The sequence below is a fragment of the Trichococcus sp. K1Tr genome (assembly GCF_028309625.1).
Taxonomy (GTDB): domain Bacteria; phylum Bacillota; class Bacilli; order Lactobacillales; family Aerococcaceae; genus Trichococcus.
This window is the reverse complement of record NZ_JAQMHR010000003.1, coordinates 178,714-195,439: the sequence shown is the minus strand read 5'-3', so window position 1 is coordinate 195,439 and position 16,726 is coordinate 178,714. Positions and strand designations below refer to the sequence as shown.

At 52.5% G+C, this 16,726-nt stretch carries 20 protein-coding genes; 1 reads left to right on the top strand and 19 read right to left on the bottom strand.

What is annotated here, in order from left to right; genetic code table 11:
- Positions 1-19 precede the first annotated feature (19 nt).
- The 19 genes from PH235_RS07320 to PH235_RS07230 all read right to left on the bottom strand — a co-directional run bounded on the left by PH235_RS07320 (position 20) and on the right by PH235_RS07230 (position 15,579).
- The gene (locus PH235_RS07320) at positions 20-1,405 is read right to left on the bottom strand and encodes a uridine kinase family protein (protein WP_272161710.1); all 1,386 of its coding nucleotides are present in this window, start codon (positions 1,403-1,405) and stop codon (positions 20-22) included.
- 34 nt (positions 1,406-1,439) lie between these two features.
- The gene (locus PH235_RS07315) at positions 1,440-1,850 is read right to left on the bottom strand and encodes a DUF5655 domain-containing protein (protein WP_272161709.1); all 411 of its coding nucleotides are present in this window, start codon (positions 1,848-1,850) and stop codon (positions 1,440-1,442) included.
- Between the two features lie 40 nt (positions 1,851-1,890).
- Complete coding sequence (locus PH235_RS07310) at positions 1,891-2,349, bottom strand: GyrI-like domain-containing protein (protein ID WP_272161708.1); 459 nt, start codon at positions 2,347-2,349, stop codon at positions 1,891-1,893.
- A gap of 231 nt (positions 2,350-2,580) precedes the next feature.
- A complete protein-coding gene (locus PH235_RS07305; protein WP_272161707.1) occupies positions 2,581-2,985 on the bottom strand; it encodes a thioredoxin family protein in 405 nt (134 codons plus the stop codon).
- 22 nt (positions 2,986-3,007) lie between these two features.
- The gene (locus tag PH235_RS07300; RefSeq protein ID WP_272161706.1) at positions 3,008-3,880 is read right to left on the bottom strand and encodes a PhnE/PtxC family ABC transporter permease; all 873 of its coding nucleotides are present in this window, start codon (positions 3,878-3,880) and stop codon (positions 3,008-3,010) included.
- A complete protein-coding gene (locus PH235_RS07295) occupies positions 3,877-4,668 on the bottom strand; it encodes a PhnE/PtxC family ABC transporter permease (protein ID WP_272161705.1) in 792 nt (263 codons plus the stop codon). Before PH235_RS07295 ends, PH235_RS07300 begins: the two co-directional genes overlap by 4 nt.
- Before the next feature lie 11 nt (positions 4,669-4,679).
- Entirely contained in the window at positions 4,680-5,453 is a 774-nt protein-coding gene (gene phnC, locus PH235_RS07290) for a phosphonate ABC transporter ATP-binding protein (protein WP_272161704.1), read from the bottom strand.
- A 36-nt stretch (positions 5,454-5,489) separates the two neighbouring features.
- The gene (locus PH235_RS07285) at positions 5,490-6,554 is read right to left on the bottom strand and encodes a PhnD/SsuA/transferrin family substrate-binding protein (RefSeq protein WP_272161703.1); all 1,065 of its coding nucleotides are present in this window, start codon (positions 6,552-6,554) and stop codon (positions 5,490-5,492) included.
- A 111-nt stretch (positions 6,555-6,665) separates the two neighbouring features.
- Positions 6,666-7,478: a PHP domain-containing protein gene (locus PH235_RS07280; protein WP_272161702.1), complete on the bottom strand. Its 813-nt coding sequence runs from the start codon at positions 7,476-7,478 to the stop codon at positions 6,666-6,668.
- The gene (phnL, locus tag PH235_RS07275) at positions 7,479-8,180 is read right to left on the bottom strand and encodes a phosphonate C-P lyase system protein PhnL (protein WP_272161701.1); all 702 of its coding nucleotides are present in this window, start codon (positions 8,178-8,180) and stop codon (positions 7,479-7,481) included. It abuts the gene before it with no gap.
- On the bottom strand, positions 8,164-8,832 hold the full coding sequence (locus PH235_RS07270) for a chloramphenicol acetyltransferase (RefSeq protein WP_272161700.1): 669 nt from the start codon (positions 8,830-8,832) through the stop codon (positions 8,164-8,166). The genes phnL and PH235_RS07270 overlap by 17 nt, the downstream gene beginning before the upstream one ends.
- Positions 8,829-10,007, bottom strand: coding sequence for a phosphonate metabolism protein PhnM (gene phnM, locus PH235_RS07265; protein ID WP_272161699.1), 1,179 nt, complete (start codon positions 10,005-10,007; stop codon positions 8,829-8,831). Before phnM ends, PH235_RS07270 begins: the two co-directional genes overlap by 4 nt.
- A 10-nt stretch (positions 10,008-10,017) precedes the next feature.
- Positions 10,018-10,857, bottom strand: coding sequence for an ATP-binding cassette domain-containing protein (locus PH235_RS07260; protein WP_272161698.1), 840 nt, complete (start codon positions 10,855-10,857; stop codon positions 10,018-10,020).
- A complete protein-coding gene (locus tag PH235_RS07255) occupies positions 10,850-11,719 on the bottom strand; it encodes an alpha-D-ribose 1-methylphosphonate 5-phosphate C-P-lyase PhnJ (protein ID WP_272161697.1) in 870 nt (289 codons plus the stop codon). Before PH235_RS07255 ends, PH235_RS07260 begins: the two co-directional genes overlap by 8 nt.
- Positions 11,716-12,822: a carbon-phosphorus lyase complex subunit PhnI gene (locus PH235_RS07250; RefSeq protein WP_272161696.1), complete on the bottom strand. Its 1,107-nt coding sequence runs from the start codon at positions 12,820-12,822 to the stop codon at positions 11,716-11,718. Before PH235_RS07250 ends, PH235_RS07255 begins: the two co-directional genes overlap by 4 nt.
- A complete protein-coding gene (gene phnH / locus PH235_RS07245; RefSeq protein WP_272161695.1) occupies positions 12,823-13,398 on the bottom strand; it encodes a phosphonate C-P lyase system protein PhnH in 576 nt (191 codons plus the stop codon). It abuts the gene before it with no gap.
- A gap of 9 nt (positions 13,399-13,407) precedes the next feature.
- Positions 13,408-13,830, bottom strand: a complete 423-nt coding sequence (gene phnG, locus PH235_RS07240; RefSeq protein ID WP_272161694.1) for a phosphonate C-P lyase system protein PhnG — start codon at positions 13,828-13,830, stop codon at positions 13,408-13,410.
- A 192-nt stretch (positions 13,831-14,022) separates the two neighbouring features.
- Positions 14,023-14,712, bottom strand: coding sequence for a GntR family transcriptional regulator (locus tag PH235_RS07235; RefSeq protein WP_272161912.1), 690 nt, complete (start codon positions 14,710-14,712; stop codon positions 14,023-14,025).
- A gap of 45 nt (positions 14,713-14,757) precedes the next feature.
- Positions 14,758-15,579 (bottom strand): tryptophan-rich sensory protein, encoded by an 822-nt coding sequence (locus tag PH235_RS07230; RefSeq protein ID WP_272161693.1) that lies wholly within the window; start codon positions 15,577-15,579, stop codon positions 14,758-14,760.
- A gap of 320 nt (positions 15,580-15,899) precedes the next feature.
- On the opposite strand from PH235_RS07230, the gene PH235_RS07225 reads away from it, so the two are divergent.
- Positions 15,900-16,529: a ferritin-like domain-containing protein gene (locus PH235_RS07225; protein WP_272161692.1), complete on the top strand. Its 630-nt coding sequence runs from the start codon at positions 15,900-15,902 to the stop codon at positions 16,527-16,529.
- The last annotated feature ends 197 nt before the right edge of the window (positions 16,530-16,726 follow it).

Genomic DNA, 16,726 nt, shown 5'->3' with positions numbered 1-16,726 from the left:
CGGTCCTTCCTTTTTCGGTTCAATCGTAATAAATGCTTCCCCCGATAAATTCCCTCAGAATGGAGTTGAACGGCACCTTTGATACGTCCAGCGGTTCGAAGAAACTCAGCAGATTCATAAGCCTTTCGCGCGTATCATAATAAGGGCTGTCGGCCGGAATCTTCTGCAGCGCTGTTTCCGCGAAGGGACGCAGGGCGTTCATTTCGTACAGCATGCTGGAATTGAACATCACGTCGGCCTCTTCCTGGAATTTGAAGATGTTCTGGTATTCGCCGCGGCGCACACTGTCCCATTGGTGGATCGTATTTTCCGGCGTGACGCCCCGGTATTTGTCATCCCTCACCAAACGGCGCAGCAGTCGGATTTCCGAAGTCGGAACCCGGCTCATCAGGTCGATGTTGAGGCCGCCGAGTGCACTGATGTAGAGCTTGTAGATAAGGTTGCGGTTGATGCTGGTGACCAATTCCGGATTCAGCGCATGGATGCCTTCAATGATAAGGATCTCCGATGGACCAACCTGCATCGGTTTATATTCGGCCAGGCGCTGGCCGGTGATGAAGTCGAATTGAGGAACGGATACACGCTCTCCGTCGATCAGTTGCGCGATTTGTTGCTTCAGCAAGGGCAAATCCAACGCCTCCATACTGTCGAAGTCGTACTTTCCGTCGGCATCCCGAGGTGTATGCTCCCTGTTCACGAAATAATGGTCCAACGACAGTGCAATCGGCTTCAGCCCGTTCACTTCCAACTGCGTCGACAGTCTTTGGGAAAAGGATGTCTTCCCTGATGATGAAGGCCCCGAAACCAACAGCAGGCGCAAGGCGCGCCGATGCTGCAGGATGGCGTCCGCAATGATGGAAATTTCCTTTTCATGCAAAGCTTCGGCGATGCTGACCAACTTCATCGTGCGGCCGGATCGGATATAGTCATTCACGTCTTGAACCTGTTCAATGTTGATATTATCCATCCAGCGTTGATTCTTTTCGAACGCAGCGGACAACTGCACCGGCGGAATCAGTGGTCTTTCGCTGCCTTTGTCGATGTCCCCGAAATCCACGATGAACCCATAGGAAAACGGCAGCATGGTAAAAGGTTCCACAAGGAAGGTATCCGTAAAAGCCGGATAGACGGCCTTCACGATGATGTCACCCACCTGATAATGGTAATAGCCGCCATCTTTCCGGAGCAACACGATGCTGCTGTCTTTTTCGACCCACTCCCGCAGTTTCCGTTCGATCAGCTTCACTTCCCTTGTCGACAGAATCGATCCGTAGAGGTTGCAGAAGATGCCTTCCAAAATGGAGTAGGATGTCTTCAGTGTCTCCTCCGGAAAGAGGTCATGCACAACTTTGATCAAACCCAATTTGACGGTCTGGCGCCCTCTGTGCAGATGCGTTTCACTCATGATGTTTTCCCCCTTGCACTTGCTTTGCGGTTGCCTATATCTTTGAGGCTTGCCGATTTCCCCGCGTTTCCGAGAACCGGTACGCTTCCCGCATCCAAGCATCGACAGCCGCCGTCAGGTCCGCCTCCTCCGCAATGATGACGTGGTGCGTCCATCTGCCGGGGTAAGGTTCGATGGCTTCGACAATCTGATCATGCACGATCTGGCGCCCGCAGCCGAAGCTCAGCACCAGGCTGTGCAGCGGCCGCTTTCTGTCCGTCGGCTGGGGCATCCAGACCCAGGCGAATTGCGTCCGCGTGGCAAAAGAAATCTGGGTCTTTGTCACCGTGATGATGGCGGGTCCAATCGCCCGGATTTTCCTTTCCACAGCCATGAACAATGCTCTCACTTCAGGTTTTCCGGCAAAAAATGCTTCCACTTCTTTGTTGATCATTACGTCCGTCATAGCTATCGCCTCATTTTTTAAAATAGGGATTGGCGGATTCTCACTCCACCAGGAATACGATTTTCGTCAGCAGTTCGCTTTCGGGAACCTCTTCCGGAGAATTGTAATAGTGTTCATAGACCGGACCAAGCGGCTTGTAGCCATTATCCTTGATCCATTTCTCAATTTCCTCATAAACGGGCGGCATCTCCATATAAGGGCCTTTGTACATGCAACTGACCTGTTTGCCGGCCGGAATGCTCCCGGCAAGGATATCGCCTTTGCCCGGCAGCGCTTTGGACACTGGAAAACCGATTTCCAATTCGAGCCTTTCCATATCCATGTTGAAATAGCCGACGAAAGCTGGCCCAACCGGTTGTTCACCCAATTCCATGATGTGCGTGACGATGTCCATGAATGCCTTTCCCAATATTTTCGGAAGCTCGCTTACCGGAGTAACCGTTTTCAAAACTAAAGTCGGTTGTTCCTGTGTTTCCGCCACTTCGATCACAAAGCTCATTTTCTCCACGTCTCCTTTTCTGAAGCCCATTGTCTCATGCTTATTTTATCACTTCCGCATCCGCACGACCATCAATACGATGGCAGCGGAAAGATGCTGAAATGGCGCAAACACAGGGCTGTTCCCGATGTTCCAGAGATAGCCGTATTCCTTTTTCACCGCAAACAAAAAGACGCCCTATAAGAGCGCCTTACTCACTTTACTAGCAACTGATCCCAATAGACTACGTCCCTATTCCCCTTCAGCCAAAAGTGCCGTAATCGCGGCCTGCGAATCCGTGTGGTCCACATAGTCGACGACTTCGCCCTTCTCGAGCTTGACCAGTTTCGGAACAGTCACGACTTCGTGCGCATCCAAGATGTCCTGAAAGTCTTCATCCCCACTATGCTCGTCCGTGTCGTAATGATAGACGACAGCATCCGTTTCGGAGATGGATTCCTCCAGCAATGGTTCAAAAGCGCGGCAGTACTTGCACGTGTCCCGCCCGAAATAAAGATACGCCACATCCTGGTCCATCACATCTGCGTATTCATCCTGAGTAGCGACTGCCAGATAGCTGGCGCCTGATGCCGTCGTCAAACCGAACAGCACCAAGATGGCCGCCAGCGGCAACAACCATTTTAAGTATTTTTTCATCGAGGTTAATTCCTTTCGAAACTTATTTCGTCGCCAAACTTTGCTTGATCCTCACGGAAACAGCCTCCAACAAGAAGCACGTCAAGAGGATCAGGAAAGTGACGGCTCCGACTTCCCGCATGTTGTAATAAAAATTCCCGGCCATGAACAGGTTGAAGCCGATCCCGCCTGCACCTGCGGCAGCCCCCATCCCCAAAGCCACAATGTAGTTGATTTCGAAACGCATGAATGTCCAAGCCACCAGCGAGCGGATCGTAGTCGGCAGTACGCCTTGGAAGACGATCTCCCACCAACTGGCTCCGGTAGCCTTCAGCGCTTCAATGACGCCGCCATCCATTTCCTCGAAGCTTTCCGAAAACATCTTCGTCAAGTAGCCCAAGGAGTGGAAGGAAATGCCGATGACCGCCGCAACGCTGCCCAAGCCGGATACGATGGCAAAGATCAGCACCCACATGACGGTAGGGATTGCGCGGATGAGCGCTACAAAGCCTTTGATCAAAACGGAGGACCGTTTGCCGCCTAAATTGCGTGCGGCCAACAAACCCAACACGACCGACAGAATGGCAGAGAATATGGTCGTCAAAAAGGCGATCGCAAAGGTGATGACCACTTGCAGCAAAGCTTCATTCAGACTGATGCTGCTCAATTCCGCTTCCAGGAAAATCGTCTTCAGATTGGCGAAAGTCCCGCTAATCGCAAGCCCCCAATCGATGTTCCCGTAGTCGAAACTGACGAAGGCGTACAGACTGACGAGCGCCAAACCGGACAGAACGAACCAGACATTGCGCAGACTGCTTTTCGGCCCGATTCCATCCGACAGCTGAGGCTCTTTGGATTCGACTCTGCGTTTTTTTTCGTTCAGGACCGTCTCCAACGGCAAACCGTTTTCGGTCATAAGATGGACCTCCTTACTTGGTTGGAAATGGATTCCAGTCCGAGCACGATGATCATGATGCAGAGCACAATCAGGCTGCAGGAATGGTAATCCAGATTTTTGTAATAGAGATTGAAGATATGGCCGATCCCCGATCCGGTCAGCATGCCGATCAAAGTGGCGCTGCGGACATTGTTTTCGATGCTGTAGAGGATCCAGGAAATGACGCCGGAGATGCTGTTCGGAAAAATCGCCTGGCCGATGATCTGCCAGCGGGTAGCACCGGTGGCGGTCAAAGCTTCGACCGAATCCTTCGACGTTTCATCGATGGTTTCGATGAACGCGCGGTTCAAAGTTCCGAAAGTCACGAAGAACAGCGCCAGGAAGCCGGTCATGATGTTCATCCCGAAGGAGAACAGGAAAATCATCGACCAGACGATATCCGGCACGTTCCGGAAAAAAGAGGCGAACAGCTTGGATGCCCAAGCCAGTCCGTTGTTCACTTTGGTGGCCTCCGCTCCGAACAGAGCGAAGACGTAGGCGAAAATACTCGCTGCCGTGGCCGAGGCTACCGCCATCAGCACCGTTTCCGTCAGCTTCTCCAGGATGTCCGGGAGCTTTGCCCAAGCGGCTTGATTCGGGTAAAAATTTTGCGCGAGCCAAACCGTCGCATCCGGGAAGGCAATGAGCGCTTCCCCGTATTCAAACTCCAACAGCACCGAGGCTCCGACCACCAACAGCAGCATTCCCAGGAATGCGAGTGTTCTTTTGATTCCGCGCGTCTGCAGCGGGTTCGTTGTAACTTGCATGTTGTCCTCCTTTAGGCTGAGATGTCGGTGATGAGTTCCCCGGCTTCGGAACCATAGATCTCATGGATCTTTTCCTGCGTCAATTCTTCAGGCGTGCCGTCGAAGACGATCTGGCCGCCGTTCACGCCGATGATGCGTTTCGAATAGGCGATGGCTACATCGACTTGGTGCAGGTTGCAGATGACGGTGATGCCCATCTTTTTGTTGATGTCCTTCAAGTATTCCATAATGATGCGCGAGGAGCTCGGGTCCAAGGAAGCGATCGGTTCGTCGCAAAGGATCAGTTTCGGGTTCTGGACCAGCGCCCGGGCGATGCCGACACGCTGTTTCTGCCCGCCTGAAAGTTGATCGCAGCGCTGATGGATCTGCTCTTTCAAGCCGAGTTGCTCAAGGATCGTTACTGCATGCGCTTTGTCTTCGTTCGAGAAGGCTCCGAACACCCCTCTGAGCGTGCTTGTGTAGCCGAGGCGGCCGTGGCAAGTGTTGTCCAATACGCTCAGCCGGTTGACCAGGTTGTAGTGCTGGAAAATCATGCCGATCTGCCTTCTCAGTCCGCGCAACTCTTTCGTGTTCAGTTTTTCGGTATCCACACCATCGAACATTACCACTCCTTCGGACGGATCAATCATGCGATTGATACAGCGAAGGAGAGTCGATTTCCCTGCACCGGACTTTCCGATGATTGAAATGAACTCCCCTTCTTCGACCGAAAAATGAATGTCCGACAATGCTTTTGTGCCCTTTGTGTATTCTTTCGATACATGGGTCATTTCCAGCAATGGCATTCTATTTCTCTCCTTTATGTTCCCTGTATTAGTGGATCAGTTTTCGGACAAAGCGCGGATCGGATCGAACCAAGCGTCTTCCGCCGTCACGAATTGGGATTCGCCGTCTTTTTCGAACAGCGCGGATTCTTCCGATTCCGGATCTTTCCAGATCGATGCATCGTTGTTCATCTCTTCGCTCGTGAAGATCGCTTTCAAAGCTTCCTGGTCTTCAGGGGAAGTGACATCGTTATTGATGACCATCGGTGCGTTCAATACAGGCGTCACACCGATCGACACAAATTCTTGCCCAGCCAAACCGGTGAATGGATCAGCCGCGTCTTCCTTGACTGCGTATGTCGTTCCGACTTCGTTCTTTTCGCCGTCGACCGGTTCCACATAGTTGGCTACACACGTATCACAGAAGGCAGCCACGTCAGCGCGGTCGGTCAACAAGTTGACTGCAGATCCTTGATGCGATCCGCCGAAGAGGACTTCGCTGAAGAATTTGTCTTCGCCGCCCTCCATCAATGCTTCTTGCGTCAGTTCTTCATCAGGGAAAGCCGCGATGATGCCGGATGTCGGCACGACAAAACCGGAAGTGGATGAGTTGGAAACGAAGGAGAAGCGTTTGCCTTGTATGTTATCCAATGAATAGCCGCCATTGCCGTCGCTATAGGCTTCTTCGTTGCCTTTTTTGACGTTGATCCAGCTATAGTAGATGGCATCTTCCAAAGTACCGGATTCTCCGGATGGCACAACCAGCGGCACAACATTTTCATTCTTATCGTGGGCTTCCACATATCCTTGCGCACCCATGAAGGCCAGATTGGCTTGTCCGTTGGCGATCGCTTCGATGGCGATGGCATAGTCGGTCGTCAGTTGATGCTCGACTTCTTTGCCTGTCGCTTCCTCGATGTAGCTGCCGATTGCTTCACGGGAAGCTTCCATATCGCTACCTGATTCATTTGGGTACCAGACGATCGTGATTGTGTCCGTGTATTCGCCTGTCGTTTCGGTGCCTGTACCGGAGTCTTCCGTCGCCGATCCGCTGTTTCCGCATGCTGCAAGTGCCAAAGCGCTCATTGAGAGTAGTGCGATCTTAGATAATACGTTTTTCATGATAGCCTCCAGAACGATTTTTTTGTTTTTCCTACAAGATTAAAATTAACATATGGATATAAATTATCAGTTAAACAATTGTAAATCTGTGTTAATAAACTGTTAATCTTTTCAAACGAGCGGGCGCAGTGCATCCTCGGGCGCAGTTGTATGCCCTACTTCCAATGGGATCCAATAGTTGCCGTGGTAGTCAGAGCCGCCGGTCAGGAATAGACCGTATTGATCGGCCAGTGCTTTGATCCGCGACTGGTCCTCTTCCGAATGATCCGGGTGGTTGATTTCGAGCCCGGCCAAACCGTTTTTCACCAATTCCGGGATGATGTCAAAAGAATTCAACTGCCCAGGGTGCGCCAGCACAGGCAGGCCGCCATCCGCTTTGATCGCTTTCACGGCCAGGTTCGCGTCGATGTATTCGATGTCGCTGGCACAGATGCCGTTCCCTTTGAAGAGCGCACGGTAAAGCGTCTTGTACTCGGCTGATCCGTATGGCGCATCCGTCAAGGACTCCATGATGTGCTGTTTGTAAAGGGTCGGCTGCTCCCCTTTTGATTTTTTCAGTTTGCTGGTCCGGATCGTGTAGCCTTGGTCGATCAACGTCTCCACTTGGATCCAGGAATGGTCATCGCGCCTTCTCAGCAATTCCCCGCACAGTTCACCGATATGGTCGGCAGGATAGTTGTAGCCGTAGCCGAGGATGTGCACTTTGCGGTTCCTCTTGAAATCATAGGCGGAGATTTCGACACCGGGAATGATGAGGATTTCGCGCTCATCGGCGAATTTTTTCGCCGCCGGGTAAGTGTCCGTCGTATCATGATCGACAAAACTGATTATTTCGACGCCGTTCTTTTTTGCCTGATTGAGGATCGTCTCGATGCTGTCGTAACCATCCGAATAGTCACTGTGTACATGCAGATCTGCTTTCATCTAGTTCGCCTCCATCCTTCTTTCCTGCATCTGGTAGGTATAATCGCAAAGGCCTTCCATGAATTCGAGATCATGGAAAATGCCCAACAGCGTCGTGCCGCCCGCCTTCAGCTTCTGGATAACTTCACGGACTTTCTGCTTGGATTCGTTGTCCAGGCTGGCCGTCGGTTCGTCCAACAGCAGCAGTCGCGGATTTTTGACGGTCGCACGGGCGATGTTCAAACGCAGCTTCTCGCCGCCGGAAAAGGTGTTCGGGTAGCTGTCCCATAAGGCTTCCGCGATGTCGAAATGGCGCAGCGCCTCTTTTGCGCGCAGTGTGGCGGTTTTTTCGTCCGCACCTGTCTCGAGCAGGCTCTGTTCGACCAGCTCCAGCGTGGTTGTGCGCGGCATGACGCTCAGGAATTGCGACACGTAGCCGATCTCATTTTTGCGCAAATGGATGATTTCCCGTTCCGATGCGGTCACAAGGTCGATTTTTCCGAAAGCCTCGGAGTCGTAGTAGATCTGCCCATTTTGGGGCAAATAGGTGCGGTAAATGCACTTGATGATGGTGGACTTGCCGCTGCCGCTTTTGCCGACGATGCCGAGAAATTTGCCTTTCTCCAAACCAAAAGAAACATCTTCGACAGCCGTCATCGTCTGGTTCAGGTGATGGGTCGTGAAAGCCTTCTGCAGTCCCTGCAGTTCAATCAATTTGTCCATGGGTACCTCCTTTTTCCGCAAAAGCCGGCTGTTTTTGGTATTTCTCGATAAATTTCCCGATCGGGCCGCGGAAATCCTCCAACCGTTCCTTGAATAGCTCCGGTTCCCAATCCCACCATTGCATTTCCTCCAAAGCGGCGATCGTGTCCGGCTCGAAACGGTGCTTAACGATCCGGGCCGGCACTCCGACTGCTATCGCGTAAGGCGGGATATCCTTCGTCACTATCGCACCGGATCCAATGATGGCGCCGTTTCCGACAGTCACTTCAGGCATGATGATGGCACCGTGACCGATCCAGGTGTCATGCCCGATCGTCGTGATGCGGCTGAGGCGGTGTTCGAAGAACGCTTCGTCCTCCCCGTCGGCGAAACCGTACATCTGCGGACGGTAGGTGAAATGATGCAACGAGGCGCGTTCGTACGGGTGATCGGTCGGACCGATCCTGACCGCTGCCGCAATGTTGGCGAACTTCCCGATCTGGGCATTCTGCACGAAGCAGAACTGACCGGTATAGGAATAGTCGCCGAAATGGCTGTTTTCGATGAAGTTATGCGGACCGATTTCGCAATAGCTTCCGAAGCTGACATTCGTCACGCTGGCTGTCGACGCAATCGTAGGATCCTCCGTCAGTCTTTTCTCATTGATGATCATCGGCGGTACTCCGTTCTGTAGACGATTTTCCCGTCGATCATGACGGAGGTGATGGCCGGATAGTTGTCCTTCGTTTTGATCAGTAGCAAGTCGGCTTTCTTGCCTTCCTCGATCGAGCCGATTTCATGGTCCATCTTCACGGCTCTGGCCGGATTGATCGTCAGCATGCGGAACATCTGCGCCAAGCTGATGCCATGCGTCTGATGCATGATGTAGATGGCATGGATCAAGGCAGCAGGATAGTAGTCGCTGCAGAGGATCGAGATATTGCCTTCCTGGATCCCTTGGGCAGCGCTCAGATTGCCGGTATGCGACCCTCCCAAGAGGATGTTCGGCGCTCCGGCGATCGTCCACAGGCCCGCTTCATGGGCCGCATCCGCCACTTCCAGCGTGATCGGAAATTCGCTGATGGTCGTCCCGAGGCGTTTGACCAGCTCCAGTTTTTCGATGGAATCATCGTCATGCGAAGCGACAGCCAAACCATGGGCCAATGCGACCTCCGCCATTTCCGCAATCTGCTCGAAAGTGATTTTCTCCTTGCTTTGGCGTTTGACGATGACGGCTTCCGCCTCCGCATCTGTCAATTCCGAATAGCCGGCGATCGTCTTTTTGTAGATCTCCAGGTTACGGTACTGCCCTTGCCCGGGCGTGTGGTCCATAAAGGAAATCAGATGGATTTTGCCGTTGCGGATATGCTCCTTGACCTGTTCCACCATCTCGACATTGTCGATTTCGAAACGGGCATGGACCCGGTGGCGGATCATGTGGTCGCTGGTGTGGGTGTCGTTGATGGCTTCGATCAGGCGGTTAGCGTGCTTGGGTTGGCGGATCGCCTTCACCCCGAAGTCCTGTTCCTTGTAGAGGGAAAGCGAGTGGAACATCGTCGTGACGCCGTGCGTGATCAGGATGCGCTCGCTTTCGCGCAGACCGATGTTGAAATCCATCATCGCGGTCGGTCGCGGCGATACGATGGTCTCGATATAATCGGAATGGATATCCACGAAGCCTGGCGCAATCAGCCCCCCATCCGCATCCAGCACGTTGTATTCCGATCCGTACTGCTCCACTTCATGCTTCGACATGATTTTTTTGATGGTGTCGCCTTCGATCAAAAGCGCTGCATTCTCCAATAAGGAATCCTCCAGCACGATGGTCCCGTTTGTGATAATGTACATGTCGTTCCTCCTATAATAATGAATAGACTAACTGTTGCGTGTAGGCGTGTTGCGGGTCCTCAAGCACCTGATCGGTCAGGCCTTCTTCGATGATTTCGCCGTTGTACATCACGATGGTCCGGTCGGAGAGCATGCGGATGACGGCAAGGTCGTGGGAAACGACGATCATGCTGATCCGCAGTTCCCGTTGGATCGTCTTGATGAGATCCAATACGTCCGCCTGCACGCTGAGATCGAGCCCGGTCGTCACTTCGTCCAGCAGCAGCACCGGCGGATTGTTCGATAACGCCTTGGCAATCTGCACCCGTTGCTGCATCCCGCCGGAGAAATTTTTCGGCGCTTCACTCGAGCGGAACGTCGGGATGTTCACTTTGTCCAACAGTTCATGGCCTCTGCTGAACATCGCTTCGACATTGCGGTGGTTGGCGGCGATCATCTTCTCGGCGATATTGGCGATCGACGAAAATTCCATCCGCAGCCCCAACAACGGGTTCTGGTAGACCATCCCCAGCAGCATATTGCGGATCCATTTCTGTTGCTGCAGGGACGAGCCGAAGACATTCTCCTGGCCGTCTTTGTAGTCCGCCAGCAGGTATTCGCCGTCCGTCACTTCGCTGTCGAAATAGAGCGACCGCATCAAGGTCGATTTCCCGGAGCCGCTCTCGCCGACGATGCCGATGATTTCGCCCTTGTAGAGGTCGAAGGAAATGTCGCGGCAGGCATAGACCGTTCCGCAATTAGGGCAATAATTCTTCTCCAGGTTTTCCGGTTTTTCAATGCACCGGGAACAGCCTTCCCCGAATTGCTTGTTCATGCCGCGCAGAGATAGTACAGGTGATTCCTTAGTCATGTCTGATCCCTCCTGCAGCCGTTTCTTGTTTTGCATTCAATGTTTCCAACAAATACGATTGGTCATTCGTCAGGTAGTAGGTTTCCCCCGTCGCTTCATCCACCAATTCATCAAGGAAAACATCCGTCAGCCCAGTCAATCGGCAGGCTGCGCCAGCGAAGCTCTCCACTTCAAAAGGATGGTCCTCGAAATCGATCGACACGACCTCCGTATAAGGAGGAACGGCATAAATTTTTTTTTCGCGCCCAGCCCCGAACAACACAAGCCCATCGTTATGGTTGAGCTTAGGGTTGTCGAAACGCGGAATCGGGCTCGGAGCCATCAGATAGCGCCTGTTGACGATGACGGGATAATCCGAATGCATCGCCGTCTTGCCGTAGCGGACGATCTGTTCGAACAGATGCAGCCACGAGACGCTGTATTCCCCGTAGGCATGCATCGCCTTGGTCTTGCGTTCCGAAGGCTCGACCGCCCGCAGCGGTTCCGGCAACGGAACCTGCAGCACGAGAATCTGGTCCTCGGTCAGAGGCACTTCCGGGATCCGGTGGCGCGATTGGATCAGTGTCGCCTCGCCGGTGTGGATCGTCGTCGCCACACCGGTCGTATCCGCGATCATCTTTTTGATGTTGACGGCATTGACGCTCTCATCGGAGCCTTGGTCGATGACTTTCAGCACATCATCCTCACCGATCAGCGACAGGCTGACCTGCAGCCCGCCCGTCCCCCAACCGCGGGCAATCGGCATTTCGCGGGATGCAAAAGGCACCTGATAGCCCGGGATGGCCACCGCCTTCAGGATCGTGCGGCGGATTTCCATTTTGGAATTTTCATCGAGGAAAGCGTAATTTCCTTGGTAATTCATTCTGTTCCTCCTTTGATCTTCCGGATGCCGTCCAACAACGACTGGAAGGTCACGTAATGCGGCAATTTCAGATGCGAAATGAAGCCGGTCGATTCGACCGAATCCACATGCAGCAGGACAAACTCCTCATCGGAAGTCGGATGGTTTTCAGCCGGATGCTCCAACGAATAATCGAGTATGCTCATGGCGATCGCCTTCGTTTCATTCTGGCCGAACGTCAGCCCGTAGCCGATCGAAAAACTCATCTTCGTTTTCCCGGATTCGTCCGCCACATCGATTGGGATGAAGGATTCGACCTCTGTCACCGTGACCGAACCGATGTAATAGGCATCCTCTTCATCCTCCGCACGGCGCGGATCGGCGACATGGAGCGGCAGTTGGCCGACGCGAAGTTCGCCGATGTTCGGGTGGTTCGCGACGCCGTAGCCGCGGATTTCCGCATAGCCCAAAGACGTGACCGCCCCCGTCTGGCCGCGCGTCAAGGATTGCAGGCGCTGACTCCGGGAAGTCGGGAATTGGATGCTGCGTTTCGTGATGTCGTCCGGTTCGCTGTCGTCAAACGGAGCCGTTTCGAACAGCCCCTGCTCTTCCAGGTAATCGACGACTTTCGGCAACCGGCGCAGGTCCATCAGCGGCACCTCGGTATTTGCTGATTGTTCTTCGTATGCTGCGGCTTTTCGGATAGCCTCATCTTCCGTCTCAGTCAGGAGGTCGAAATCGAGGAAGCGCTGCGTAAAGTCATGGGCGATGCCCAACAGCTGACCTCCCGGGATGTCCTTGAAGGACGCCGAAATCCGCCGCTCCACGAACATTTCCTTCGTGCTCGTCGCCGTGGTGTAATACAAGCGGGACAGCGTCGAACGGTGTGCCCGCATGAGAAAGACCGCCTCCTCCATGCTTCCGCCCGCCTGCTTGATGGCCAGGGCAGCCAACTCTTCATCGTAGAGGCTGCTCTCCGACATCACCTGATCGACCAGCGGACGCATTCCCGCCAGGATATCTTCCACAGCCAAAACCCTGCCGCTTCTGACGCGCGCATAGGCCAGCCCCAGATTCGATTGCGCAATGGCTTCCTGTCCACCTTTTACAGCTACATAGCCCATCTAGCTCACCCCTTCCAGAACCGTCGTCCGCGGCAAACCGATGCAGGAACCGCCTTGATCGACTATGAAACAATCAATTCCGAGGGGAAATTCAGCGACCGCTTCATTGCGCGCCGCAATCCAGCTATCGGCTGCAGCGATGCCCACCCATTGGCACTCCCTTACCCCCGGACCGCTCAAGACATAGCTTGCATCCGTTGAGATGGCTTCCGTCTCCAGGATGACGGTCGCATTGTGGTTCGGGTCCAACAGTGTGCCTCTCTTGGCTTGCCGGAAAGCAGTGGATAACAGCGTTTGATTGGTTGCCTTCGGGATAATGATGTAATCCGCGTCCTCCAAGCGGGAAGCTCGGGCCAAGGTGCGGATTTCGATTTCTTCGGTGGTCGCCGCTTCCTCGCCAAGCAGGTGGAACGTCACTTCCCTGTCCAACAGGGTCATCAGGATATCCATCGTTTCATCCAATAGCGTCGTTCTGTATGCGAATGTCGTGTCCAGCGCCACGATTTTCCCAGGCCGGGACAGACTGTCCAAAATTTTCCGGAAAACCCGTTGCGAATCTATCACTTTGTTGTGCATGTTATCCTCCTATTGATTCATCGTCTCAAAATTCACTTTAGTCCGCGCCAGTTCTCTTTGTCTGCGTTCGATCGCTTCTTCCCCTGCAAGCTCGAGCTCTTCGAGAATCGCCTGCCATTCATGCGTTTCCGGCAGTTCGGCGCTGTAGGCCGCATCGATGACGGCCAACGCGCGCGAAAGTTCCGCTTCATGGCCTTTCACGATCCCGATGCCGAGTTTGCCCGCGACGCGCACTTTCGTTTCCGTGACCAGCACCTCACCCAGGTAGAAGAGCGAATTCTGGGCCGACTCCCTCACTTTGATCATGGTCAACGCTTCATTCGGTCCGGAAATCATTTCTATAGGATAACTACCTTCGATGGTCCCGGCCATCCGCAGTGCGGCTGCCCTTCCGTAATCGATCAAAATCCTTGTCCTTCTGCTTTTGTTCAACTGGAACACCCCTTTCGAAAATCAGTGTAACTTGTCGCCAAGTTCGAAACCATGAATTTCCGGTTAAGCTTACGTAAACACTGTAAGCATTTTGTAAACGCGTAAGAGTGTATTTACAGACAATTATACCCACGCCAAGACCAAAAAACACCGCCGTACCGGTTGTTTTGCGCCGGCACGGCGGTGTTTCTCTTAGACATTTATTTTGTAGCTGAATCGGTCGCTGCGGTAGACGATTTTGGTCAGTTCAAGCAGTTTCCCGCTCGTTTGATCGCGACAGTCGCTCTCCAGAATCAGCAGCGGCACCAGTTCGCCGCACTCCAGCAATCCCTGTTCCTCCGAATGCGGAAAGGAGACGCTCAGCTCCGAGCCGCTGCTTGTGAATGTGCGGTAGCCTTTCGAGAGGTAATAGCTGAACATCGATCCGATGTCCCTTCCTTCAGCCTTGATGTCCGGGAACATTGCTGTCGAAACGTAGGAATAATGCAAGGCAGCGGGCACGTCATGGACAATACGCAAGCGGCAAACTTCATAGAGTTCACCTTCGCCGCGCAATTGCCGCAAACGTTCATCCCCGCTCCCCTCGTCCATCAACTTGCAGTGAACATTCAGCGAGCGGTACGGGATATTTTGTTGGCCCATCTTTTCGGAAAAACTGACATCTCCGCGCAACGCCAGTTCGATGACCGGGCGTTTTTCGCGCGGGAAATGCCCCAGCCCTTGCTTGGAGCTGATGTAGCCCATCGCCTCCAACGTCTCGTAGACTTTGCGGACACTGTTGCGGGTCGTACCGAAAAAATTCGCCAGTTCATTTTCGCTCGGTAATTTTTTGTTTTCCGGAAAACCGTGGTGGATGATCTTGTCCAACAGATAATCGCGGATTTCGCTTTCGATCGTACGCAGTTTTCATCATCCTTTCTGGAGACTTCATTTCAGGATAGGCGGCGCTTGTTTCTTCGCGAAGAGCACGTAGCCGATCGCCACGCCCATCAGCACGATGCAGGCGATGACGGTCGTGATGATGCCCGAATATTGCCCGGCAAATCCGTCCTGCGACATGTGTTTGATCAGGATGCCCGCATAAGCCCAAATGATCACGAGCCCGTAGGCGATATCATGGTTGCGGATCATCGTGACAGCTCCGATCGCAAGCCCGATAATGATGATCAGAATTGTCCAAATCGACTCGGAAATCCCGAAGCCATTCCAGCCGATGTCGACCAGAAGCGTCGTGATGTTCGCGATCGTAGCCACCGTAATCCAGCCGAAATAGACGCTGAACGGCAGCCGGATGAACAGTTTTTCCTTCTGATCGAGTTTCTCCTTCAGTATCAACTGGTTTATGTAGATCAGGCTCAGCAAAATGACCAGCATCAGTAGCACCGATAAGCCGATCATACCGTAGTGCCAACTGAAGATCCATGCGGCGTTGACTACTGAACTGGCCGAAAAGACGATTCCGACTTTCCGCAACAATTCCGTCTTCACCTTGCTCTTATCCCCTTGGAAAATACCGAATTGATAAAGCGTATAACCCAACAACAACAAATAGATGACGCCCCAAATCGAAAACGTCAATCCAGCGGGCGCAAACAGGTTCGGATAGGAATCCGATACAGCACCCGTGTCGATGCCGTTGATCGGCAGAATGTTTGCCAATGCGTTGACGACGATCATGATCAGATAAGTCACGGCAACCGTGATTTTGATGGGTGTTTCCAGTTGTTTCGTTTCTATCTTCGATTCCATGCTAATTTCCTCCTTTTCCAATGTTCCTGATAAAAAAATAATGGCCGTTGCATCCTCAAACATGTGGTTTTGCGTGCAAAATAAAAACGTTCTTATAAGTCAATAGTACTCAAAACAGAGCATCTATGCAAATATTGAGATAGCTATTTGGGTGAGAAATTTTGATGCTGGCAAGTCTCAATTTTTGACATTTTTTCTAGTGAGGCGTACCTTTATGGTGACAAGATCTTCGTTCAAGTTTGCCATTCATCATCTGAAAATGTTTGGCCCCTTCCCAAATCCCAATCACTCCTTCCGCTCAAACTGAAAGGATGAAAAAAATGAACAGGAAACAGAAACTCTACGGGTCGGCCACGTTGTTGAGCCTGCTGTTGTTGGTCGGTTGTACCGCGGACGATGATACCACGACAAGTGACTCTTCAGCAGTCGGCTCATCGGAAATGACCGAAAGCAGTTCCGAACAAGATGAATCCATAATGGAAGAAGAAGAGGAATCGATGGATACACCATCACCATCGCCCTACATCTATGGGGCAGTCGGTGCTTTGGAGGACAATGATCTGACGATGGAAGAGATGTTCACCTATGCCATCCAGGATGAACAATTGGCCCACGAAGAATACGCCTACGTACTGGAAGCCTTCGGGGATCAAGCTCCGTTCAACAACATCATTTCTTCTGAAGCCCAGCACATCGCCGAAATGACTGTCCTGTTCGAAAAATACAATTTGGCGATTCCGGCTGACGAATCTGCAGATCACATCCAACGGGCGGTGGATGTAAGAGAGGCACTGGATAACTGCGCTACAGGAGAAGTGGATAACATCGCGATGTACAACAAATTCCTAGAACAGGACATCCCGGATGACGTCCGGGCAACCTTTACGGCTCTACGCAATGCTTCCGAAGGACATCTGGATGCGTTCAACAAGAGCCTAGAAAAATATTAAGAGGAAAAACTTACCTATTAAAGCCTTTCTCCGAAATTGGGGAAAGGTTTTTTTGCATTGATCACTGTTGATGGATAGCTGATACTACTTGATGAATTCCAATAGTCTCGAAATGGAATGGCCAAATAAGCTGTATAAGTTCCTTTCTTCACAAGCTGTCTTGACACCTGTAAAGTTACGTGATATAGTCATTTTCA

Coding starts and splice junctions, on each gene's coding strand:
- PH235_RS07300 (WP_272161706.1), bottom strand. CDS start 3,880: ATGACCGAAAACGGTTTGCCGTTGGAGACGGTCCTGAACGAAAAAAAA.
- PH235_RS07255 (WP_272161697.1), bottom strand. CDS start 11,719: ATGAATTACCAAGGAAATTACGCTTTCCTCGATGAAAATTCCAAAATG.
- PH235_RS07250 (WP_272161696.1), bottom strand. CDS start 12,822: ATGGGCTATGTAGCTGTAAAAGGTGGACAGGAAGCCATTGCGCAATCG.
- PH235_RS07305 (WP_272161707.1), bottom strand. CDS start 2,985: ATGAAAAAATACTTAAAATGGTTGTTGCCGCTGGCGGCCATCTTGGTG.
- PH235_RS07260 (WP_272161698.1), bottom strand. CDS start 10,857: ATGACTAAGGAATCACCTGTACTATCTCTGCGCGGCATGAACAAGCAA.
- PH235_RS07280 (WP_272161702.1), bottom strand. CDS start 7,478: ATGAAAGCAGATCTGCATGTACACAGTGACTATTCGGATGGTTACGAC.
- PH235_RS07285 (WP_272161703.1), bottom strand. CDS start 6,554: ATGAAAAACGTATTATCTAAGATCGCACTACTCTCAATGAGCGCTTTG.
- PH235_RS07225 (WP_272161692.1), top strand. CDS start 15,900: ATGAACAGGAAACAGAAACTCTACGGGTCGGCCACGTTGTTGAGCCTG.
- PH235_RS07310 (WP_272161708.1), bottom strand. CDS start 2,349: ATGAGCTTTGTGATCGAAGTGGCGGAAACACAGGAACAACCGACTTTA.
- PH235_RS07315 (WP_272161709.1), bottom strand. CDS start 1,850: ATGACGGACGTAATGATCAACAAAGAAGTGGAAGCATTTTTTGCCGGA.
- phnL (WP_272161701.1), bottom strand. CDS start 8,180: ATGGACAAATTGATTGAACTGCAGGGACTGCAGAAGGCTTTCACGACC.
- PH235_RS07295 (WP_272161705.1), bottom strand. CDS start 4,668: ATGCAAGTTACAACGAACCCGCTGCAGACGCGCGGAATCAAAAGAACA.
- PH235_RS07320 (WP_272161710.1), bottom strand. CDS start 1,405: ATGAGTGAAACGCATCTGCACAGAGGGCGCCAGACCGTCAAATTGGGT.
- phnM (WP_272161699.1), bottom strand. CDS start 10,007: ATGTACATTATCACAAACGGGACCATCGTGCTGGAGGATTCCTTATTG.
- phnC (WP_272161704.1), bottom strand. CDS start 5,453: ATGCCATTGCTGGAAATGACCCATGTATCGAAAGAATACACAAAGGGC.
- PH235_RS07270 (WP_272161700.1), bottom strand. CDS start 8,832: ATGATCATCAATGAGAAAAGACTGACGGAGGATCCTACGATTGCGTCG.
- phnH (WP_272161695.1), bottom strand. CDS start 13,398: ATGCACAACAAAGTGATAGATTCGCAACGGGTTTTCCGGAAAATTTTG.
- PH235_RS07230 (WP_272161693.1), bottom strand. CDS start 15,579: ATGGAATCGAAGATAGAAACGAAACAACTGGAAACACCCATCAAAATC.